This is a genomic window from Streptacidiphilus cavernicola, assembly GCF_042510955.1.
Taxonomy (GTDB): domain Bacteria; phylum Actinomycetota; class Actinomycetes; order Streptomycetales; family Streptomycetaceae; genus Streptacidiphilus; species Streptacidiphilus cavernicola.
This window is the reverse complement of sequence record NZ_JBHFAB010000011.1, coordinates 89253-109531: the sequence shown is the minus strand read 5'-3', so window position 1 is coordinate 109531 and position 20279 is coordinate 89253. Positions and strand designations below refer to the sequence as shown.

The 20279-nt window shown below is 72.1% G+C and carries 19 protein-coding genes and 1 tRNA gene; 7 read left to right on the top strand and 13 right to left on the bottom strand.

Going from position 1 to position 20279, the window contains the following annotated elements; all coding sequences use genetic code 11:
* Positions 1-51: 51 nt before the first annotated feature.
* The 4 genes from ACEZDE_RS16640 to ACEZDE_RS16625 all read right to left on the bottom strand — a co-directional run bounded on the left by ACEZDE_RS16640 (position 52) and on the right by ACEZDE_RS16625 (position 4238).
* On the bottom strand, positions 52-1830 hold the full coding sequence (locus ACEZDE_RS16640; protein ID WP_380537044.1) for a threonine/serine exporter family protein: 1779 nt from the start codon (positions 1828-1830) through the stop codon (positions 52-54).
* A gap of 432 nt (positions 1831-2262) precedes the next feature.
* The gene (locus ACEZDE_RS16635; RefSeq protein ID WP_380537043.1) at positions 2263-2472 is read right to left on the bottom strand and encodes a hypothetical protein; all 210 of its coding nucleotides are present in this window, start codon (positions 2470-2472) and stop codon (positions 2263-2265) included.
* Between the two features lie 177 nt (positions 2473-2649).
* On the bottom strand, positions 2650-3690 hold the full coding sequence (locus ACEZDE_RS16630) for a hypothetical protein (RefSeq protein ID WP_380537042.1): 1041 nt from the start codon (positions 3688-3690) through the stop codon (positions 2650-2652).
* A gap of 113 nt (positions 3691-3803) precedes the next feature.
* Positions 3804-4238, bottom strand: a complete 435-nt coding sequence (locus ACEZDE_RS16625) for a Zn-ribbon domain-containing OB-fold protein (RefSeq protein WP_380537041.1) — start codon at positions 4236-4238, stop codon at positions 3804-3806.
* A gap of 175 nt (positions 4239-4413) precedes the next feature.
* Between ACEZDE_RS16625 and ACEZDE_RS16620 the strand changes: the two genes are divergently transcribed.
* Complete coding sequence (locus ACEZDE_RS16620) at positions 4414-5019, top strand: TetR/AcrR family transcriptional regulator (protein WP_380537040.1); 606 nt, start codon at positions 4414-4416, stop codon at positions 5017-5019.
* Positions 5020-5042: 23 nt separating this feature from the next.
* Here ACEZDE_RS16620 and trxA read toward each other — a convergent pair whose 3' ends face one another.
* Positions 5043-5429 carry a thioredoxin gene (trxA, locus tag ACEZDE_RS16615; RefSeq protein WP_380537039.1) on the bottom strand — a complete coding sequence of 129 codons (387 nt, stop codon included), beginning with the start codon at positions 5427-5429 and terminating at the stop codon, positions 5043-5045.
* 125 nt (positions 5430-5554) lie between these two features.
* A complete protein-coding gene (locus tag ACEZDE_RS16610; RefSeq protein ID WP_380537038.1) occupies positions 5555-8446 on the bottom strand; it encodes an ATP-binding protein in 2892 nt (963 codons plus the stop codon).
* 212 nt (positions 8447-8658) lie between these two features.
* On the opposite strand from ACEZDE_RS16610, the gene ACEZDE_RS16605 reads away from it, so the two are divergent.
* The 6 genes from ACEZDE_RS16605 to ACEZDE_RS16580 all read left to right on the top strand — a co-directional run bounded on the left by ACEZDE_RS16605 (position 8659) and on the right by ACEZDE_RS16580 (position 14345).
* The gene (locus ACEZDE_RS16605; protein ID WP_380537037.1) at positions 8659-9684 is read left to right on the top strand and encodes a terpene synthase family protein; all 1026 of its coding nucleotides are present in this window, start codon (positions 8659-8661) and stop codon (positions 9682-9684) included.
* Between the two features lie 403 nt (positions 9685-10087).
* Positions 10088-11656, top strand: coding sequence for a sensor histidine kinase (locus ACEZDE_RS16600; RefSeq protein ID WP_380537036.1), 1569 nt, complete (start codon positions 10088-10090; stop codon positions 11654-11656).
* Positions 11653-12054 carry a roadblock/LC7 domain-containing protein gene (locus tag ACEZDE_RS16595; protein WP_380537035.1) on the top strand — a complete coding sequence of 134 codons (402 nt, stop codon included), beginning with the start codon at positions 11653-11655 and terminating at the stop codon, positions 12052-12054. Before ACEZDE_RS16600 ends, ACEZDE_RS16595 begins: the two co-directional genes overlap by 4 nt.
* Positions 12051-12410, top strand: coding sequence for a DUF742 domain-containing protein (locus ACEZDE_RS16590; protein WP_380537034.1), 360 nt, complete (start codon positions 12051-12053; stop codon positions 12408-12410). Before ACEZDE_RS16595 ends, ACEZDE_RS16590 begins: the two co-directional genes overlap by 4 nt.
* A complete protein-coding gene (locus ACEZDE_RS16585; RefSeq protein WP_380537033.1) occupies positions 12391-13053 on the top strand; it encodes an ATP/GTP-binding protein in 663 nt (220 codons plus the stop codon). Before ACEZDE_RS16590 ends, ACEZDE_RS16585 begins: the two co-directional genes overlap by 20 nt.
* Positions 13050-14345, top strand: coding sequence for a cytochrome P450 (locus ACEZDE_RS16580; protein WP_380537032.1), 1296 nt, complete (start codon positions 13050-13052; stop codon positions 14343-14345). The genes ACEZDE_RS16585 and ACEZDE_RS16580 overlap by 4 nt, the downstream gene beginning before the upstream one ends.
* Here the strand turns inward: ACEZDE_RS16580 and ACEZDE_RS16575 are convergent.
* From ACEZDE_RS16575 to ACEZDE_RS16545, 7 genes are all read right to left on the bottom strand, one after another.
* Positions 14332-15471, bottom strand: coding sequence for a cytochrome P450 (locus ACEZDE_RS16575; protein ID WP_380537143.1), 1140 nt, complete (start codon positions 15469-15471; stop codon positions 14332-14334). The two genes, ACEZDE_RS16580 and ACEZDE_RS16575, sit on opposite strands and share 14 nt — an antisense overlap.
* 238 nt (positions 15472-15709) lie before the next feature.
* Complete coding sequence (locus ACEZDE_RS16570; RefSeq protein ID WP_380537031.1) at positions 15710-16174, bottom strand: serine O-acetyltransferase; 465 nt, start codon at positions 16172-16174, stop codon at positions 15710-15712.
* An 87-nt stretch (positions 16175-16261) separates the two neighbouring features.
* Positions 16262-16332 (bottom strand) — tRNA-Cys (locus ACEZDE_RS16565).
* A 121-nt stretch (positions 16333-16453) separates the two neighbouring features.
* Complete coding sequence (locus ACEZDE_RS16560; RefSeq protein ID WP_380537030.1) at positions 16454-17893, bottom strand: choice-of-anchor A family protein; 1440 nt, start codon at positions 17891-17893, stop codon at positions 16454-16456.
* 125 nt (positions 17894-18018) lie between these two features.
* Positions 18019-19119: a hypothetical protein gene (locus ACEZDE_RS16555; RefSeq protein ID WP_380537029.1), complete on the bottom strand. Its 1101-nt coding sequence runs from the start codon at positions 19117-19119 to the stop codon at positions 18019-18021.
* 41 nt (positions 19120-19160) lie between these two features.
* Positions 19161-19520: a hypothetical protein gene (locus tag ACEZDE_RS16550; RefSeq protein WP_380537028.1), complete on the bottom strand. Its 360-nt coding sequence runs from the start codon at positions 19518-19520 to the stop codon at positions 19161-19163.
* A gap of 308 nt (positions 19521-19828) precedes the next feature.
* Positions 19829-20269 (bottom strand): DUF7144 family membrane protein, encoded by a 441-nt coding sequence (locus ACEZDE_RS16545; protein WP_380537027.1) that lies wholly within the window; start codon positions 20267-20269, stop codon positions 19829-19831.
* Positions 20270-20279: the final 10 nt, after the last annotated feature.

Genomic DNA, 20279 nt, shown 5'->3' with positions numbered 1-20279 from the left:
CCTCCTGTGCCGGCTGTCTGGCTGTGGCTGTCTGGTCTGTCTGTCAGAGCGTCAGAAGCCGCGGGTGCGCTTCGCGGCCCGGCGGACGATCTCCGGCCCCTCCCCCTGCGGGATCTGGAGGAACAGCCGGGCCACCTCGCCGCCGAGGTTCACCCCGACGGCCAGCGCCAGCGCGATCGCGGCGGCCCGGCTGATCGCGACCAGACCGGCCAACGGCTCTCCCTCGGCGAGCGAGAGCAGGCCGATGTAGATCACAGAGCCCGGCATCAGCGGGCCGAGCGCGGCGGTGACGTACGGCAGCGAGGAGGCGTAGCGGTAGCGCGAGGCGAGCTGCCCGAACAGGCCGACCGTCCCGGCCGCGATGCCGGTGGCGATGATCGGCGAGATGCCGGCCTGGACGGTGAGCACCCCGTACACGGCCCAGCCGATGCCGCCGAAGAGGGTGACCACCGGCAGCACCCGGCGGTTGGTCTGCAGCAGCACCGCGAAGAACAGCGTCAGCGCCATCGCCGCCGGGAGCTGCAGCACCGGGAAGGGCGCGCCCGCGAAAGCCTGCTCGGGATGCAGCGAGGCGCTGAACTTGACGCCGAGGTAGAGCACCAGCAGCACCCCGAGGACGATGCCGACCACCAGGTAGAGGACTTCCAGCAGCCGGGCCGCGGCGGTGATGTAGAAGCCGGTGAGGCCGTCGGCGACGGCCGCGACCAGGGCGCGGCCGGGCAGCAGCGCGTAGAGCCCACCGGTGATCACCACCGAGCCGCGCAGGTTGGAGTGGTCCAGGGTGAGCAGCACGCCGATCGCGGCGGCGGGCATCGCGGCGACCACGAACTGGTAGAACTCCGGCAGGCCGCGGGTGGCGACCGCCCAGGCCAGCCGGTCGCCGATGACCGAGGCGACGAAGGCGGCGGCGAGCACCAGCCAGGCCTGGGCGTCGGCCTTGCCGCCGACCAGCAGCGTCGCGGCCCCGGCCAGCAGGCCGGTGCTGAGCGAGAGCACCCAGCCGGGGTACGGGTGGCGGTTGCGGCGGATCTCGGCGAGCCGGCGGTAGGCGTCCTCGACGCTGGCGTGCTCGCCGGTGATGTCGGCCACCAGCCGGTACACCGAGGCGAGCCGGGTGTAGTCGGAGCCCCGGCGGCGGACCACCCGGGAGGCGGTGACCGGCGGGTCGACCAGCGAGGGCTGGTAGGAGATGGAGATCAGCGTAAAGGTGACCTGGGGTTCGCAGCGGTCCAGGTGGTAGGCGTGGCTGACGCCGAGCATGGCCGCCTCCACGTCCTCGGCGCTCTCCCCGCTGGCGAGCAGCAGCTCGCCGATACGGAGCGTCAGGTCCAGCACCCTCGGCACGTTGGGGCCGACCTCGGCGGGCTCGGCCGGGTGACTGCGTTCGAACGCGGGGCGTTCGGACATCGGGGTGCGGAGCAGGGTGCGCATCCGGTCCGGCCAGGGCGCGGCGCCGGGGGCGCCGACCCGCAGCGCGGAGACCGGGGTCCCGGCGGCGGGGGTGTATTCGAGGGCGGCCCACTCGTCGCCGGGCTTCGTCCTGGCGGGGGCGACGGGGGTGGTTCCGGCGGCGGGCTTTGCTCCGGTACCGGGCTTCGCCGTGGCAGGGGCGGCGGATTCGGGCTCGGACGGTTCGGTGGGCTCCGACGGCTCCTCGGGCTCCGGGGCAGGGGCCGGTTCCAGGGAGGCGGGGGTGGTGCCCACCGGCTCGGCATGACCGAGCAGCCCGGGGGTGACCGACCCCCGTGCTTCGCTGTCCTCCGGCACCCGCTGCTCCTCGCCGAACCGTTCATGGGGCTGCGCGCTGTCCCCGCCCTGCCCGCTGCTCACCACCTTGCCTGATCCTCACAGCGGACGCACACCAGGAATGCGGCGGCGAATGTCGACTTTCGCCCGTTCTCGTCAGCGGCATACCGGCCGTTGGCCCCATACGGGGGACATTTACGGATCGAGATGGAACTTTATCGACTTGTTAGTGAATGCTGAGCACGCGACGTCGGACCGACGCAGGGGTCGGCAGGCCCCCGTCACCGTTCACATTCATCTCAGGGAGATCGCGTGTCCCGTTTGCGCACGTTCGCGGCATTCACCGCCCTGGCGGTCTTCATGTGCCTGGGCATCGGCACAGCGACAGCGGCGGGCACACGGGTGGTGCCGGACCTCTACTACTGACCGGCTGAACTGCCGACCGCCTGACCGGCTGATCGACTCCGCGGCCGTCCGCTCTACCAGCGCCAGAGCGGACGGGGCCTGCGCGGGGGCCTAGATCAGGTGACGGACCACCACGAAGGCGTCCAGCGCCGGGTCGTAGTGGTCGTGGTGGGCGACCCCGCTCAGCCGGGCCTCCTCGCGGGCGCGGTCGCCCGCGACCCTGGCGGGGCCGTCCCCCGAGTAGGTGGCCACCACCGTTCCGCCGTCCGGCGGGCAGAGACGGCAGGTGGCTTGTGCGATTGTTTCCACTGCGGTCGACATGGCGTGCTCCGTTCCTGTGCCGTACGGGACGGCAGCGCGGCCTCTCCTGGTTCCATGCCCGTTCTTCGCACAGACATCCCACCGAGGTCGACACTGTGTCCCACACCTGGTAAGCACAGTACCCACTGCCACTGACAACACCGCAGTCCCGCAGGCCACCGGCGTGCTGACGCCGGCTCAGCCCGCCCGGCCCAGCGCCGAGCGCAGGCGGCCCCTGAGCACCGTCGCCGGGCGGCTCGGCCCCGCCGCCCAGCCGCCGAGGGCGACCAGCGCGAACAGCCCGAACCCGGTCCACAGCCAGACCCGGACGAAGTGCACCACGGTGTCGAACACCGCCGCCGCGGCCGGGGTCGACACCGAGTCGGGCAGTCCGCCCAGCAGGATGTGCCGACCGATCACCAGCCCCACCGCCAGCACAAGCATCGCCGCGCACACCCCCAGCGCCGAGGCCACCAGGCAGCGCCTGCGCCGCCGGGCCAGCGCCACGCCGAGCGCGAGCAGCACCAGCACGAGCACCGGCAGCCAGACGCCCACCGTCCGGAGCAGGTGGAAGCCCTTCTGCACCTTGGGCACCGCGGTGGAGCTGAACAGCACGAAGTGGGTGTCCACCGCGGGCACCTTGGCCGCGAGCGTGAAGCCGTCGTCCACCAGGGTCTGCTTGACCCGGTCCACCAGCGGGCCCAGGTCGAGCACCACATCGGCGCCCTTGGTCTGCACCGCGCCCTTGTCGTCGCCGGTCAGGAAGGTGACCACGGCGGTGTGGGCGGCCCGGTTGGCGTCGGTCCAGACGGTCTCGAAGGCGTCGCTGGTAACGACCTTGGTCGCCTCCTTGTGGACGAAGCCCTCGACCCCGCCGGAGATCGGCTGGGCCAGGGCGTCGACCAGGTTGCCGAGCTTCGGCGGCAGGCCCTGCGCGGCATCGGTGATCTGCTCCGGCAGGTTCAACTGCTGCGACACGGTGCTGGCGATCCGGTCGGCCATCGCGTCCTGGATCGCCGGGTCGGAGGCCAGCGGGGCGACCGTGGCCACGTAGCGGTCGGTGTTGCCGACCTCGCTGCTGACCCAGACCGCGAGCACCGAGAGCGGCGCGAGCACGCAGCCGACGACGACCAGCAGGGCCGCGAGCGCGGAGCGGAGCCGGTGCCGCGGTGTTCCGGCGGGCCGGGGGCCGGGGGCAGGGGCCGGGGCCCCGGGTACGTCCGCCACCGTCGAGCCCATGGGTGCCCCCTCCGCCGAAACTGACCTTCTCTCAGCTAACGGGCGGGCACCAGCGCACGCCAGCGGGGCTGCTGCGTCCGGGGGTCCGAGCAGACGGCGGGCGGGTGGTTGGTTCAGGCTGCGTAGGGGCGGAACATCGGGCGGAGGGCGCCGTTCTCGTCGGCGACCTCAAGGCGGACTGCCGCGCCGGGCCAGAGCCGGTGCGCCGGGACGGCCGCGAGCTGCGCGCTCATCCGGAAGCCCTCGTCGAGTTCCACCACCGCGGTGCGCTCGACCTGGCCCGCCGAGGTGGGCGCGGGGAGGTGGTGGATCCGGCCCTGGCCGCTGCTGCGCTCCCAGCTGAAGTCGGAGCCGCCGCAGGTCGCGCACAGCAGGCTGAGCTGGGCGGAGCGGGTCGCGCACCAGCGGCAGCGCTGGTAGCGCAGCTCACCGTGGGCGAGGCCGTCCCGGAAGACCGCGGCAGGATCAGCGGCGCTGTCGGGATCGGCGGCGGGGTCGACGGCAGCGGAATCGGCGGCGGTGGGCGACAGGTCAGGTGCTGACGGCATGGGTGGCTTCTCCGGCAGGGGTCCGCAACTCGAACGATCGTTAAGTTACGGATGCCGGGGATCGCTGTCCAGCCCCCTGGAGTGATGTGACCGATGCCATTCCAGCGGTCGGCACGGCGTGATCCCGGCTAGGATCGGAACAGACCTGAACGATCGATCAGTCAAGGACGAACCGATGCGACCCTCCGGACAGGACGCGCTGCTGGAGGCCGCCCGGCAGGAGTTCTCCGAGCAGGGCTTCGGCAGCGCCTCCATCCGCGCCATCGCGCAGCGGGCCGGGATGAGCCTCTCGGCGATGTACCACTACTACTCGGGCAAGCAGGAACTGCTGCACGCCATCCTCGACGAGGGCCTGGACACCTACTTCGCGGCCTGCGCGGAGGCGCTCGCCCAGGTCGGCGCGGAACCGGCGGACCGGCTGTCCGCGGTGGTCGCGGCGACCACCCGGTTCCGGGCGGAACACCTGGCCCGGAGCAACATCCTGCTCTCCGAGGAGCGCAACCTCGACCCGGAGCGGCTCGCCCGCTACAGCCGTCGGCACGGCGAGGCCACCAACCTGTTCCGCCACGCCATCGACGCGGGCGTGGCGGACGGCGTCTTCCTCACCCCGTACCCGGACGAGGCGCGGCGCGCGGTCATCGCGATGTGCAACGCGGTCGCCCAGTGGTTCCGGCCGACCGGGCCGCTGAGCCTGGACCAACTGGTGGACCGCCATGTGGCGATCGCGCTGACCATCGTCGAGTACCGGCCGCAGCGCTCCTGGTCAGCCCACCGGGGCTAGCCTGCCCGGCCCGATGCCGAGGCTCAGGCCTCCTCGGCCGGGGTCTGGTCGGCCGGGGTCTGGCCGGTCTCGCGGCGGACCTCGTCCATGTCCAGCGCGCGGGCCTGCTTGATCAGGTCCTCCAGCGCGGGCGCGGGGAGCGCGCCGGGCTGGGAGAAGACCACCGTGCGGTCACGGATGATCATCAGGGTCGGGATCGAGCTGATCTCGAACGCCGCGGCCAGCTCCTGCTGCGCCTCGGTGTCGACCTTGGCGAAGACCAGGTCCGGGTTGCCCTCGGCGGCCTTCTCGTAGACCGGGCCGAACTGCCGGCACGGGCCGCACCAGGACGCCCAGAAGTCGACCAGCACGAAGCCGTTCTGCTCGACGACCTCGTTGAAGTTGTCCTTGGTGAGCTCCAGCGTGCTCATCGGCGCTGCCCTGCTTCCTGTGTCGAGACCATGGACGCGGCCGGGGCGCCCAGGCACCCCGTCGCACACCCTGGCCAACGAGTCGTCGCCGCCGACTATTCCACCGCTTACCCCGATTACCCCGCTTACTCCTCGTCGACGCCCAGAACCGCCGAAAGGCCCTCGGGTCCCGCGCCGACCTTGCGGTGGACCGAGGCCAGCAGCCAGCTCGCCGCGCTCTCGGTGATCCCCATCTCCTCGGCGATCCGCCGGGCCGGCAGGCCCCGGGCCGCCAGCAGGGCCGCCCGGTGCTCCTCCTGGTTGAGCACCTTCGCCACCACCGCCCGCAGCCGGTGCGGACTCGCGCCCGCCGCGACCAGCTCGGCCCTGGCCCGCGCCAACTGGCCGTCCGCACCGCACTGGACCGCCAGCTCGACGCCGCGCTCCAGCACCTCCATCGCGTCCCGGGGACGGCCGATCCGGCGCAGCGCCGACCCCTGGTCGACCAGCGCGAGGGTGTACTCGTAGGCGGTCGGCGACTGGCCCAGGTGGGCGACCGCCTGCGCCAGCAGCTCCACCGCCTCCGGCAGCTCGGCCACGCTCGCGCACCAGCGCAGCGCGGTGCCGATGGCCGAGCTGGTGCCGATCACCCGGGCCCGGTCCAGCGCCTGGTCGGTCAGCGCGCGGGCCCGGTCCGGGTCCTCGGCGAACACGGCCTGGGCCAGGTGCCCGGCCCAGGGAGCCCACGCGGTGTTGTGCCAGCCGCGTGCGGTCAGCTGCTCGCCCGCCCTGGCCAGGTGCTCCGCGGCCTCCTCGCGCCGGCCCTGGGCGAGCAGCAGCCGCCCGTACAGCGTGGGCGCGTCCGGGAAGACCATCACCGGCGGGTACGGCGGACCGAAGGAGTACTCCTGGGCCAGGGCCACCGCCTCCTCGTCCCGGCCGCGGGCGAGCAGGGTGTCGCAGAGCACGCCGACCGTGTCCCACTGCAGCGGTCCGCCCCGGCCCAGCCGGTCCGACTTGCGCAGGGTGAGCCGGAGGAAGGTCTCCGCCTCCTGCAGCCGTCCCCAGCGGAACAGCACGAAGCCCTGCAGGAAGTTGGCGAACGCCAGGTGCCCGCCGCTCCAGCCGGAGACCTCGAACTCGCTGGCGGCCTCGTTGAAGAGGTCGAGGGCCCGGTCGAGCCGGTCGTTGTAGATGTAGCTGAGGCCGAGCAGGGCGGGGATCTCGAAGCCCCAGGTGGTGTTGGTCCAGCCGATCCCCTCGGCCAGCCTGCCGTTGTCGAAGGCGTACTCGGCGAAGGCCACGGCCTGGCTGGACGACTCGCCGCGCAGGGTGAAGTCCCAGGCCCGCAGCACCCGGACCGCGCGGGAGCCGGAGTCCTCCCCGGTCAGGCTGTCGTCGAGGTCGGCCAGCCGCTGGAACCGGTCGAAGGCGTCGGACTCCTCGCGGAGGAAGGCCCGCCACATGAAGTGCGCCGCCTGCAAGCGGGTCCGGCCCGGCCCCGGCGGGGTCCGGTCGATCTCGGCGCCGGTGACCTCGGCCGCCTCCACGCCGCGCTGGCCGTGCGCCAGCGCCTGGCCGAGGCGCAGCGTGGCCAGCTCGCGGTGGTCGGCGTCGAGCCCGGGGACGGCGGCGAGGGCGGCCCGCAGGTGGTTCACGGTGATGTCGGGGGCGCTGAGCAGGGTGGAGCAGCCCAGTTCGAGCAGCACCTCGGCTCGCTGGTCCTCCGGCGGCGGCTCCTGCAACGCCCGTTCCAGGCAGCGCCGGGCGGCCTCGGGCGCACCGACCCCGAGGTGCTCCCTGGCCGCCTGCCGCAGCTGGTCGACCACCTCGGGGATGTCGTCCGGGTAGGTCTCCAGCAGGTGCCGGGAGGCCTCGGCCATGCTCCGGCCGCCGTCGATGATCTCCTGCGCGGCCTTGCCGTGCATCGCCGTCCGCATGCCCTTGGACAGCATCGACTGGTAGACGGCGGTGCCGATGGTCGGGTGGACGAACTCCAGCACGCCGCCGTGCGCGCCGGTGGTCAGGATCCGCTCCTCGCGCAGCAGCTCGATCGCCGACCGGGCCACCGCGGGGCTGAGCCCGGCCACCCTGGCGGCGACCGCCGGGTCGATCTCGTTGTCCAGGACCGCGGCGGCGTAGGCGAAGCGGTAGGTGTCCGGGCCGAACTTCTCCAGCCGCCGGGCGATGGCCGGGCCGCGGCCCGCGGCGACGAGTTCCAGCAGCGCCGGGACGTTCTCGTCCACGGCCTTGAGCTGACGGTCCCGCAGCTTGCCGAACAGGGTCACCAGGTCGTACGGCACCCCGCCGGTGATGGACCAGCACTGGTGGCAGAACAGGTCGTCGGCGTCCTCGCCGAACTCCTGCCGGACCAGCGACGCGACCGCCTCCGGGCCGATGCTGTTCACCTGCATCAGATTGCCCGCGCCGGCCGCGGCGACGGCCAACTGCTCGCCCTCGACCGGCATCTCCTCCGGCCGGAAAGCCATTGCCGCGAGCAGCGGGAGGCTCGGCACCCGGGCCGAGAAGGCGGTCAGCCAGGTGAGCGACTCCAGGTCGGCCCAGTGCAGGTCGTCGACCAGCACGACCAGCGGACCGTGCCGGACCGAGAACCGGGCCATCACCCAGTCCAGCGCGTCCCGGACGCCCTGCGGGTCCGACTGCATGCCGTGGGACGGCGCGACCATGCCCAGCGCCGGGGCAGCCACGTCGTACCAGGACTCGAACAGCTCCCGCCGCTGCGGCTCGCTGAGCTTGGCCAGCGCGGGCTGCAGCAGCTGCCGCACCACGTGGAACGGGACGTTGCGCTGCTGCTCGCCGCCGCGGGCGCTGAGCACCGTGCAGGCGGGGGTGCGGCCGACCACGCTCTGCCGCAGTTCGGCGAGCAGGGCGGTCTTGCCGAGCCCGGCCTCGCCCCGGTAGAGCAGCAGGCTGCCCAGGTCGGTGCCGCCCGCCTTGAACCCCTCGCAGAGGGAGTCCAGGGCCAGCCGTGCGCGCTCGGTCAGCTCTTCCCGCTCGTACAGGCCGCGTCCGGTCACCGCTCGCTCCGTTCCCTCGCCACTGCTCTCCAGCAGGCTATCCCTCCACGGTGCCGTTCGTGATGGTTCGGTGATGACTCATCGGATGACCGCACGGGCCAACCCGGAGGATTCGCGCCATAGTTGAAACCGCTACCAGACGTTCCATTACGGAAGGATGATCAGTTCGGGTAGCGTCAACGACCAGTCGTATGAGGAAGGTGACCCCGTCTATGGATCTCACTATTCCCTTCCGGAGGAGCGTCAGCACACACCGGTCCGCCGCTGAGGCGAGCAACCTGGACTGGCTGCAGGCGCACGAGATGCTCCGCGGACACGAGGCAGCAGAGCTCTACGCCCGGTGGGACGTACCGGACCTGGCAGCCCGCAGCTTCCCTGACGCCAACCAGGACGACCTGGTCCTGGCCACCGATCTCTTCGGTTTCTACTTCCTGTTCGACGACCAGTTCGACGGCGAGGTCGGGCTGCACCCGTCCCGGGTCGCCTCGATCTGCGACCCGCTGATCGGCATCGTGCACGGCGACCTCGACGGCGCGAAGGCCTCGCCGGTGGCCGCCTCCTTCGCCGACCTGTGGCGGCGCAGCTCGGAGGGGATGTCCAGCCGGTGGCGGTCCCGGGCCGCCTACAACTGGGAGTGGTACTTCGCCACCCACCCGAGCGAGGCGCTGGGCCGGGCCCGCGCGGTCGAGGCCGAGCGGGCCGGTAGAGAGATAGAACTCCCGGACCGTGCAGAATATCTGATGCTCCGTCGAGGGACCGGGGCGACCGAGACGGTGATCGACATGATCGAACGGTTCGCCGAGGAGGTGCCGGCCACCGCGTTCCACAGCCCGCAGTTGCGGTTGATGCGGCAACTCGCGGCGGACATACCGTCGTTCGCCAACGACGTGCGCTCCTACCGGAAGGAGGCGCCACGCGGGGACGCCTACAACCTGGTGGTGATCCTGCAGCACCAGCGGCAGTGCGGGGTCGGCGAGGCGAGCGCCGCGGTGCTGGCCGAGACCCAGTGGATGATCGACGAGTACGCCCGGCTGTCGGCGGAGGTGCCCGAACTGTGCACCCGGCTGGGCCTGAGCGGGCCGCAGCGGCGCGCGGTGGAGCGGTACACCGAGGGGTTGGCGGCGTGGGTGGCCGGCTACCTGGAGTGGGAGGACCGGACCCTGCGGTACCGGCCCGAGGGGGAGATGCCGGTGGACCGGCCGAACCACGTGGAAGGGCTGCTGGACCGGGGTTGGTAGCGGGGGTTCGCCGGGGGGCGGGGGGTTCGCCGAGGGCGGGGGGTCCGCCGGGGGCCGGGGGTTCGCCGAAGGCGGCGGGGTTCGTGGGGAGCGGCTTCGGGCGCCTGTTGTCGGGGCGCGCGGGGCCGCTCTCCGTTTCGGCGGGGCGGTCCGGGCCGGTGGCGGCTCGGCGATCCGTATGCGCTCCAACCTTGTACTGGCCTAACTCCCGCACCGTGCAAGGTTGTTGCATTCTCAACCTTCACCAAAACTTGCTGTGCCACCGTCAAGTCTCGGTCGTTTTCGGTGTTTTCTCCGGGTAGGGTGGGTCGGGTGTGGTCATACGATATCCCCGGCTTTGGCGCGAGGACCTGATTTGTCTGCCCAGTTATCCGCAGCATCCGCCGCACGGACCCGGAACGCCGTGATCGGCCTCGGCGGGACCGCCGCCCTCCTGATCGGGACCGCGCTGGCACTCGGCAGCCGCCGAAGTCGCAGCCGGGCCGATGCGGACCAGGACGAGATCCGGCGGCTCCAGCAGGAGCTCGCCGAACACCGGCTGCAGGCCGAGCGGTTGGCCCAGCAGACCATCCCCGAGGCGGTGCGGCTGCTGCGCGAGGGCGGCTCGGCCGCCACCGTCCTGGCCGAGACCGAGCCGGAGTTGCGCGGGCCGCAGCGGGCGGTGCTGCGCAGCCTGGTCGAGGAGGTCGGCGCGAGCGAGCGCAAGCGCGCCTCCGGGATGGCGGCCTGCGCCAACGCGGCCGGGCGGGTGCAGGCGCTCGCCACCAGCATGCTCGCCGACCTGCGCGAGATGGAGAACCGGCACGGCGAGGAGGTCCTCGGCGACCTGCTCCGACTGGACCACGGCACCGCGCAGGCGGGGAGGCTGGCCGACAGCATCGCCGTCCTCACCGGGGCGCGCAGCGGGCGGCGCTGGACCAGGCCGATCGTGATGGAGAGCGTGCTGCGCGGCGCGATGGGGCGGATCAGCGCGTACCAGCGGGTGCGGGTGCACTCCGCCAGTACGGCGGCGATCGCCGGGTACGCGGCGGAGGGCGTGATGCACGCCCTCGCAGAGCTGATGGACAACGCCACGACCTTCTCGCCGCCGACGGAGGAGGTGCACGTCTACGTCCAGGAGGTGCACTCGGGACTGGCTGTCACCATCGAGGACGCCGGACTGGTGATGCCTCCGGCGACGCTGGCACGGGCCGAGCAGTTGGTCTCGTCAGCGCCGCTGGACCTGACCGGTCTGTCCGGGACCCGGCTGGGGCTGGCCGTCGTCGGCTGCCTGGCCCGCAAGCACGGGCTGACGGTCTCCTTCCGACCGTCAGCCCGGGGCGGCACCGGGGTCGTCGTCCTGATCCCGCCGCATCTGGTCACCCAGCCCCAGCCCCAGCAACGGGGTGGCGGCCTGCGGACCGGGCAGCAGTCGCCGGGGGCCGGAGCACCCACAACGGCGCTGCTGAGTCCGGCAGTTGAACCCGTCGAGGCAGAGGACGGTGCGGCGCAGACGCTCGCGGAGCGGGAACCGACGGCGCCGGCCGGGCGGGAGCTCGCGGCGCTGCCGAAGCGGGTGCCGGGAACGGCGGTGGAAGACACCGCCAAGGACACCGCAAGCGAGGCCACCGAGCCCGCCGCAGGCGGTGCCGCACCGCCCCCGGACATGGAGCCCGCCGCAGGCGGTTCTGTGGAGCCCGCGGACGGCGATGTCGCCGCAGGCGGTGCCGGGGAGCCCTTGGACGCCGGGCCCGCCGCAGGCGGTTCCTCGGCTCCCGGCGGGTCCGCAGCCCGTGGGCTGCCGAAGCGGGCTCGGGGGGAGACGTTGGCTGCCGCCACCGCCGCTGCCGCGGCGCGGGGGCGGGCGGCGGTGCCCGCCCCCGCCCCGGCGCGGCCCGCTGCCGACATCGGTGCCCGCTTCGCCGCCTTCCAGGCGGCCACCCGGAGCGACGACGACCACGGACCGACGACCACGGACAGGACTGACCGATGAGCACCACGGACCGCAGCCTCGACTGGCTGCTGGAGAACCTGCTGGAGAAGACCCCGGGCGCCCGCCACGCCCTGGTGCTGTCCCGCGACGGCCTGAAGCTGTGCCTCAGCTCCGGCCTGTCGGTCGACCAGGCCGACCAGCTGGCGGCCATCGCCTCGGGTATCCAGAGCCTGTCCCACGGCGCGTCGATCGAGTTCGGCGACGGCAGCGGCGGCGTCCGCCAGTCGATGACCGAGTTCCACGGCGGCCTGCTGTTCATCGTCGAGGCCGGGGTCGGCGCGCACCTCGCGGTGATCGCCGAGGACGAGGCGGACGCCGGGGTGGTCGGCCACAACATGAGCGAGCTGGTCGAGCAGATCGGTGCCTACCTGCGGGCCGAGCCGAGGCTGCACGCATGATCCGGGGCCCGGTCGACAGCGGCGGTCCCGATCGCCTCTACACCGTCACCGGCGGCCGGACCCGTTCCTACGAGCGGTCCTTCGACCTGGTCACCCTGATCGTCAGGGAGAGCGGGCCCAGCATCGGCATGCAGTCCGAGCATGTGCGCATCCTGGAGCTGTGCGAGCGGCCGGTCGCCGTGGTGGAGCTGGCCTCGCTGCTCGACCTGCCGGTCGGCGTGGTGAAGATCCTGCTCTGCGACCTGCTCGACTCCGGCCGGATCACCGTCCGGCATCCGCAGACGTCCGGGCCGGGAGCGCACCTCCCGCCGCCCGACACTCTCAAGAAGGTGCTCCTTGCCCTCCGCAACCTCTGACCCGGTGTCCGCCGATCCCGACACCGGCCACGGCTACGACCCTGCGTCCGGGCTCCCGGCCGGGACGGTCCCGCTGCGGGAGACCGCCAGCGAAGGACTCAAGATCGTCGTCGTCGGCGGCTTCGGCGCGGGCAAGACCACGCTGGTCGGCTCGGTCAGCGAGATCCGGCCGCTGAGCACCGAGGAAGTGCTCACCCACGCCGGGGTCGGCGTCGACGACGCCGACGACGTGCCGGCCAAGAGCACCACCACGGTGGCCTTCGACTTCGGCCGGATCACCCTCGACGACGACATGGTGCTCTACCTGTTCGGAGCCCCGGGCCAGCAGCGGTTCTGGTTCCTCTGGGAGCGGCTGTTCGCCGGGACGCTGGGCGCGATCGTCCTGGTGGACGCCCGGCGGCTGGCCGACTCCTGGTACGCGATCGACCGGTTGGAGCAGCACCGGCTGCCCTTCGTGGTCGCCCGCAACAACTTCGGCGAGCCCGAGCACCCGCTGGAGCAGGTCCGCGAGGCGCTCTCGCTGGCGCCGGAGGTGCCGCTGGTCGACTGCGACGCCAGGAAGCGGGACTCCAGCAAGGACGTCCTGATCGCCCTGGTCAACCATCTGCACACACTGTCCGCCGCACAGGAGGTCCGCGCATGACGACCCATCAGGACGCCCCGCCCTCCTGCCCGGCCCACGACCCGGGCGGTCAGGCAGGCCCCGGCGCCCCGGCCGACCCGTCCGGCGAGGCCCGCGGCCCCGGCGGGGTGGTGCGGATGCACTCGCCGGTGTTCCAGAGCGACCCGGCCGAGCTCTACCGCGCGCTGCGCCGCGAACACGGCCCGGTCGCGCCGATCCTGCTGGACGGCGACATCCCGGCCTGGCTGGTGCTCGGCTACCGCGAGGTGCACTTCGTCACCACCAATTCCGACCTGTTCGCCCGCGATTCGCGGCGCTGGCACGCCTGGGACCGGATCCCCTCCGACTGGCCGCTGCTGCCCTACGTCTTCTACACCCCCTCGGTGCTGTTCAAGGAGGGCGCGGAGCACCGCCGCCGGTCCGGCGCGATCACCGACGTGCTGTCCCAGGTGGACCAGTTCGAGCTGCGGGCCACCGCCGAGAAGGTCGCCGACACGCTGATCGACGGCTTCGCGCCGACCGGTTCCGCCGAGCTGATGGCGGACTACGCGGCCCAGGTCCCGCTGCGGGTGGTGGGCGGCCTGTTCGGGCTGGCCCTGGAGCAGACCCTGGCGCTGGAACGGGACATGGTCGACTCGCTGGACGACGGCCCCGGCGCGGTGGAGGCGTACGGGCGGATCCACGAGGCGATGTCCCGGCTGCTGGAGCGCGGTCGCCGCAGCCCGGGGCCTGACGTGGCGTCACGGATGCTGGCGCACCCGGCCGGTCTTGAGGACGAGGAGATCGTCCAGGACATGATCTCGATCATGGCCGCGGGCCAGCAGCCGACCTGCAACTGGATCGGCAACACGCTGCGGCTGATGCTCACCGACGACCGCTTCGCGGTCACCCTGTCCGGCGGGCGGCGCAGCGTCGGGCAGGCGCTGAACGAGGTGCTGTGGGCGGACACCCCGACCCAGAACTTCATCGGCCGCTGGGCGGCCAGGGACACCGTGCTGGCCGGGAAGCAGATCGCCGCGGGCGACTGCCTGGTGCTCGGCCTCGCCGCCGCCAACACCGACCCGGAGGTGCAGCCGGACTTCACCGCCGGCTCGGTCGGCAACCAGGCACACCTGTCGTTCAGCCACGGCGAGCACCGCTGCCCGGTGCCCGCGCCGGAGATGGCCGAGGTGATCGCCAGGGCGGCGGTCGAGGTGCTGCTCGACCGCCTCCCCGACGTGGCGCTCACCGTGCCGACCGAGCAGCTGGACTGGCGTCCGTCGATCTGGATGCGCGGCGTCTCGGCCCTGCCGGTGGCCTTTACCTCGGCGTGAAGATCACGTGCAGTGAGCCAGGACCCCGGGTGAACACTCCGCGCTCCTCCGGCAGCACGTCGCCGGCCAGGGCCAGGTCGGGGAGGGCGTCCAGCAGTTGGTTGACGCCCACCTCGATCTCGGCCCTGGCCAGCAGCGCGCCCACGCAGAAGTGCCGGCCGAGCGCGAAGGCCAGGTGGTCGGCGGCGGCGGAGAAGGCGTTCACCGTGGTCAGGTCCTCGCGCAGGACGTTGAAGGTGTCCGGCTCGGCGTAGCGGTCGGCGTCCCGGTTGGCCGCGCCGATCAGGCAGGTGACGGTCTTCCCGGCCTCGATGGTGCCGCCGCTGACAGTGACGTCGGCCGAGGGCTGGCGCATGATCATGTGCACCGGCGGGGTGAACCGCAGCGTCTCGGCGAAGGCGGCCGGGATCAGGTCGCGGTCGGCCCGGACCGCGGCCAGCTGCTCCGGGTGGCCGAGCAGGTTGCGGAACACCCCGGCGATCGCCTTGTCGGTGGTCTCGCCGCCGGCTGCCAGAAGAAGGCTGACAAAGGACTTGATGTCCTCGTCGCTCATCGACTCGCCGTCGATCTCGGCGGTGCAGAGGGTGGACAGCAGGTCGTCGCCGGGGTTGGCCCGGCGCTCCTGGATCACCGGGATCATGTAGGCGGCGAGCTCGGCACGGGTCCGCAGGCCGCGCTCGTTCACCTCCGGGTCCTGGCTGAGGTTGCCCAGGAAGTCGATGATCGAGGTGTACCAGCCATGGAAGCGCTGGTGGTCCTCGCGCGGCAGCCCGAGCATGTCCACGATGACGTTGATCGGGAACCAGGTGGCGAACTGGGCCACCAGGTCCGCGCTGCCGTCCTTGCGGAAGGCGTCGATCAGCTCGGCCGCGTTGCGCTCGATGATCGGCAGGAACTTCTCCTGGAGCTCCTTGCCGCGGAAGGCCGGGGCGACCAGGGCCCGCCGCACCGAGTGCTCCCGCCCGCCCATCTGCAGGATGGTGCGGCCGTGCACCGGTTCTATCTGCCAGTCGTAGTTGTCGCTGGTGAAGACCGGGTCCTTGAAGGCCCGTTCGACGTCCTGGTAGCGGGAGAGGATGTAGCTCTGCATGCCCTCGTGCCAGATCAGCGGGAAGTCCTCGCGCATGGTCCGATAGGCGGCGTAGGGGTCGGCGGCGAACTCCGGCGAGAGGATGTCCGGTGCTGCGGCGGCGGCCTGCGGGGCTGTGGTCACGGTCTCTCCTCTGCTGAACATCAACTGTTCGATGACAGTACAGAGTTGACGATGTCCTGGCGAAGGGCGAGTTTCGGCCGCGGGCGCGGAACAGCTCCGGATGAGAATGCCGGTAAGGTGAGGACGTCCGCGGGCGTTGCGGAGGCGTCGGCTACCTGCGGGCGGCGGGGACGACCGCTGTCGCGCGGCGGTGGCCGACGCGTCGGGCCGGGACGCCGGCCCAGATCTCGCCGGGGCCGGTGGACTGGGTCAGCACCGCGTTCGCGCCCACGATCGTGCCCCGACCGATCGTCAGCACGCCTTCCTTGCACACCACTTTGGCCCCGGCGCAGAGGCAGACGTCGTCCTCGACGACGATCCGCTCCATCCCGCTCTCCTCCTGTGGGACCCAGGGGTCGGCGCGGCCGATGGTGACGCCGTTGTAGAGCGTCACATGCGCGCCGAGGGTGACATAGGGGTGGAGCACGGTGCCGAAGCCGCGGTGGTACACGGTGAGCCCGGGACCGATCTCCACCGCGGCCGGGACCTCCATCCCGTACAGCGCCAGGAGTTCCTGGACCAGGCGGCCCACCACCGGCAGGCGACGACGGTAGATCAGCGCGGTGACCAGTGACATTGTCCGCACTCTCCCCCCTGTGGCCGCGGACTCCGCGACCGGACGGCACTACTACGCAGCAGGCGCCTGGCCGCGCCTGCTGCCCGGAGGTGGAGACAGGATTTGAACCCGTGTACACGGCTCTGCAAGCCGTTGCCTCGCCACTCGGCCACTCCACCGGGCAATGCCTCCGATCGTAGGGACGAACCAACGCAATACGGAAGCCGCCACGCCCGACCCCGCCCTGAGGTCATCCCGTCAGCACCTCCGGGCCACCAATCGCGCCGGCAGCACTGCCGGTCAGTGGCGGCGCCGACCACCGGACCGCTGCAGCCGGATCGCGGTCCAACCCGCCCCCAGGAAGACCAGCCCGAACCCGGCCACGGAGAGGACGTCACCACCGGTGTCCGCCAGCAGCGGGCCGGGCGCCGCCGTGGTCGTGGCCGTGCCGCTCGGATTGGGGGTCTCGGCACCGGTCTGTCCGGATGAGGTGGGCCCGGATGTGGAGGTGGCAGTTGGTGTCGTCGTCGCGGTCGTGGTCGCGGTGGGTGTGTCCGTCGGGGTGTCCGTCGGCGGCGTGGAGTTCGGGTTCAGCGTGAATGTGTCGGTCGGGGTGGGGGTCGCTGTGGTGGTGGTCGCGGTGGGTGTGGGGGTGGGCGTGGTGCAGTCCGGCAGGTCTCCGTCGAAGGGGTAGTTGTGGATCTCGTAGCCCCCGCTGCCCTGCTGGATCAGGTTGCCCGCCAGGTAGACGCGTCCGTCCAGTCCGGCTGTCGAAATGGTGGTGGTGCTGGCCGGGTTCCCCACCATCACCGAGCCCTGGAACTGTGTGCCCCCGGTGATCGTGGCGGACGTCGAGGTCGGGAAGTTCCACATCAGCCGCCGCGCGATCGCGCTGATCGGGTCCAGGCTGCTGCCGGTGTAGGTGTTGATCACCGCGTCGGCGGACAGCATGTTCACCACGACGGTGGCCCCCGCCGGAATACCGGTGAAGGTGAGCCCGATCGCACCGCCCGAGGGCGAGGCCAAGTTCCCGGTGACGTTGAAGATCTGACGCATGCTCGTACCGTCGCCGGTGAACGTCGCCTCGCTGCTGGTCAGTGCGACCGTGCCGGTGACCGCCGCGGTTCCGGCGCAGGCGGAGACGTCCTCGATCTGGGTGCGCACCGCCAGGTACGGGTCCGCCGCCCCGGCGTCGTGGATCTGCTGTCCCGGGGCGACGATGTCCACCGTGCCCGCCGTCGTTCCGCCGTAGCGGACGTCGCCGGTGGCGACGCCCTGTGAGTCGCTGCCCCCGACCAGCAACTGGTTGCCTGCTCGTACGGAGATGTCGCCGCCCACGGTGACGAAGTCGGATCCGTTCGGCGGGACCACCCGTGAACCGACCCCGGCGACCGCCATGTTGAAGACGCCACCGCCGTCCTTGTCGATGGTCAGATCGCCGAGCGTGACGATCTTCCCCTCGGCCTCCGCGGCCCGCTGCCGGACCAGGTAGTCGCCGCCCACGAACACATTGATCGTCGCGTCGCGGCCGGCGAAGTCGCCGTTGTTGACCGGAGGGTAGGGCGACGGGCAGTCAGGACCACTGCAGGCCCCGAGCGGAGGCGCCAGGGGGGCCGCGGACACGCTCCCCAGCGCCACCGCGATCGGGATCACGGTCAGCCCGGCGACCAGCAGCAGCCGCCCGACCCGGCCGTCCCCGCGGCGCGGACCGGCTGTTCGACGTGCCGGACTGACATCCATGGATCCTCCGGGGCTGGCGCGGGTGACGGGCAACCGCAGGTTCGCGCACCGCCCGCCGCCCCTCCGCACACCACGCTCGCGCCGATCCGAAAGATCAGTCGGACAGTCGACATATCAGGTCGCGGTTACTCCACACCGTTCCTCCGGTAGGGGTAGTAGGGGCCGGAACCGGAGTAGTAGGGGTAGGGGATGACATGGGAGACGCAGCCCTGCGAGCCGCTGTCCTCGATCCCGACGTAGCTGGTGTGGGCGGCGTCGGCCCAGCCCGCGAAGATCAGCGTGTGGTCGCCGGAGATCAGCGCGTCGCCGGGCTGGAGCTCCTCCTTGCCGATCTGGTGCGAGACCCCGGCGCTCATCAGCCCATAGGTGTCCAGCCCCGGTCCGGGCAGGCCCCAGGCGTCCGAGACCAGGCCCGAGCAGTCGACCCGGTAGCCGTCGGTCACCGACGACTGGCTGTAGCCCAGCCTGCGCCGGGCCCGCTCCAGCGCCCGACCGACGATGCCCTGCCGTTCCGCCGCGACGCCGTCCAACTGAGGCTCCGTCACCACGCCCCCACCCTCGCCGTTCCGCGGGTGCCGCTTTCCGCTGGTGGACCACCCGTCCCAGCCGCGGCTGTCCGTCCGCGTGGTCCAACCCCCGGCCCCGCCGCCCGTCCCTGGCACCGGCCCGTCCGGGAACCCGCCGCCTGACGCAACGCCACCGGATGTGCCGCCGCCGAACGCGCCAATGCCCGAACCGGCTCCGCCTCCACCCCCGTTCCAGCCACCGACCGCCCCGCCGCCGAAACCGTCGATCGCGGTGCCGCCACCACCGGACGACGACCAGGACGCGGACGCCGGGGCGGGGACGGAGTCCTGCGAACCGCCCCGGATCCGCTTCAGCCGCGCCGCGGTCTCGCGGTCGACGGACTCGTACCCGGCCGCCACCGTCTTGAGCTTCCCGGCGTCCTGCGCCAGGGCCCCGGTGAGCCGGGTCCCGGTCGCGAGCAGACCGGCCACCTGCGACTCCAGTTCCTTCACCGCCCCGGTCAGGTCCGACGCGATCCCGGCCCCGGCCGCGCCGACCCGCGGATCCGCCGGTACCCGCGTCGCGGCGGCCCTGGCCAGCGCCGACCGGATCCGCCCGAGATCCCTCCCCAGCTCGGCCATCCGCTCGCCGGCGGAGTGCCAGTCCTGCTGCACCTTGGTCAGTTCGCCGAGGTGCACGCCGAACTCCTTGCCTGCCATACCGTTCGATCCCCTCGATCCGTCACGATCCCCTCGATGAGTCAGTGGGCGTCGACCAGCCGCTGCACCGATCTGCTCAACCCGCAGAGGTCGTCGGCGACGCCGAAGACCTCGCGCGCCCGGCCGCGGCCGTGCTGGACGAAGGCGTCCGAAGCCGGGCCGTGCCAGTTCAGCCGCCCGAGCGCGGAGTTGATCTCCCGGCCCAGGGCGTCCGTCCGCTCGCCCAGGGCGGCGAGGTCGGCCGCGATCCGGCGCACCTCCCCCTCCCCGCCGCCGAACATCTGGCCCAGCACCCAGCGGGCCACCTCGGCCGGCGCCATCGCGGCGTCGGCCCCGTCGATCGTCGCGGCGCCGTGCGCCGTACTGCCCTGCCCGTGACCGGCCGTACCCGAGTCACCCATGGAAGCCCCCCGAGGCGTCGTTCCGCACACCATCGGCGCGGCGGCCACAGCCATCCGCGCCGGAAAACAGAAAAGCCCAGGTCCACGGTGAGTGATTCCTGGGCTGCCGCCGCGCCGCCCTTGACGGTCGAGCGTCCCGCGGCGTTCGGGCCGTCCCTCCGGGCAGCGTTGTGCCTGCTCGGAGTAGGTACGGCTGATTGACGGCAACACTATCGCGCTGCCCGCCACCCGACGGGGTCCGCACAGCGGCGTTCCACCGAAAGAGTGACGGGCAGCGAAGGGCGACACACCGCCCGGGTGTCAGAGCGTCAAGTGGTCAGACGGGAACGGTCGGTCAGCAGCGACCAGATGATGAACACCCCGAGCGCGATGGCGATGACCGCCCAGATCGGCTGGTAGGGCAACCACATGAAGTTGGCGATGACGCTGAGCGCGGCGAAGCCGACGCCGAGTCCCCTGGCCCAGAGCGCGCCCCTGAGGATGCCGAACCCGGTGATGATCAGCAGCACCCCGATGACCAGATGAATCCAGCCCCAGGAGGTCAGGTTGAACCGGTACACGTACTGGCCGAAGCGTGCGTACACGTCGTCCTTGGCGATGCCGACGATGCCGTTGAGCACCGCCAGCACCCCGTCCACCAGCAGCAGCACGCCTGCGAACAGGGTGCCGCCGCTGGCCCAGGCGCTGTCCGCGCCGGATCCGGACGCACGACGCCGGGACGCACCCGGCGGGGTCGCAGCCTGTGCCACAGGAGCCTCC

Coding starts and splice junctions, on each gene's coding strand:
- ACEZDE_RS16635 (WP_380537043.1), bottom strand. CDS start 2,472: ATGTCGACCGCAGTGGAAACAATCGCACAAGCCACCTGCCGTCTCTGC.
- ACEZDE_RS16630 (WP_380537042.1), bottom strand. CDS start 3,690: ATGGGCTCGACGGTGGCGGACGTACCCGGGGCCCCGGCCCCTGCCCCC.
- ACEZDE_RS16625 (WP_380537041.1), bottom strand. CDS start 4,238: ATGCCGTCAGCACCTGACCTGTCGCCCACCGCCGCCGATTCCGCTGCC.
- ACEZDE_RS16620 (WP_380537040.1), top strand. CDS start 4,414: ATGCGACCCTCCGGACAGGACGCGCTGCTGGAGGCCGCCCGGCAGGAG.
- trxA (WP_380537039.1), bottom strand. CDS start 5,429: ATGAGCACGCTGGAGCTCACCAAGGACAACTTCAACGAGGTCGTCGAG.
- ACEZDE_RS16605 (WP_380537037.1), top strand. CDS start 8,659: ATGGATCTCACTATTCCCTTCCGGAGGAGCGTCAGCACACACCGGTCC.
- ACEZDE_RS16595 (WP_380537035.1), top strand. CDS start 11,653: ATGAGCACCACGGACCGCAGCCTCGACTGGCTGCTGGAGAACCTGCTG.
- ACEZDE_RS16590 (WP_380537034.1), top strand. CDS start 12,051: ATGATCCGGGGCCCGGTCGACAGCGGCGGTCCCGATCGCCTCTACACC.
- ACEZDE_RS16580 (WP_380537032.1), top strand. CDS start 13,050: ATGACGACCCATCAGGACGCCCCGCCCTCCTGCCCGGCCCACGACCCG.
- ACEZDE_RS16575 (WP_380537143.1), bottom strand. CDS start 15,471: ATGCGCGAGGACTTCCCGCTGATCTGGCACGAGGGCATGCAGAGCTAC.
- ACEZDE_RS16570 (WP_380537031.1), bottom strand. CDS start 16,174: ATGTCACTGGTCACCGCGCTGATCTACCGTCGTCGCCTGCCGGTGGTG.
- ACEZDE_RS16560 (WP_380537030.1), bottom strand. CDS start 17,893: ATGGATGTCAGTCCGGCACGTCGAACAGCCGGTCCGCGCCGCGGGGAC.
- ACEZDE_RS16555 (WP_380537029.1), bottom strand. CDS start 19,119: ATGGCAGGCAAGGAGTTCGGCGTGCACCTCGGCGAACTGACCAAGGTG.
- ACEZDE_RS16550 (WP_380537028.1), bottom strand. CDS start 19,520: ATGGGTGACTCGGGTACGGCCGGTCACGGGCAGGGCAGTACGGCGCAC.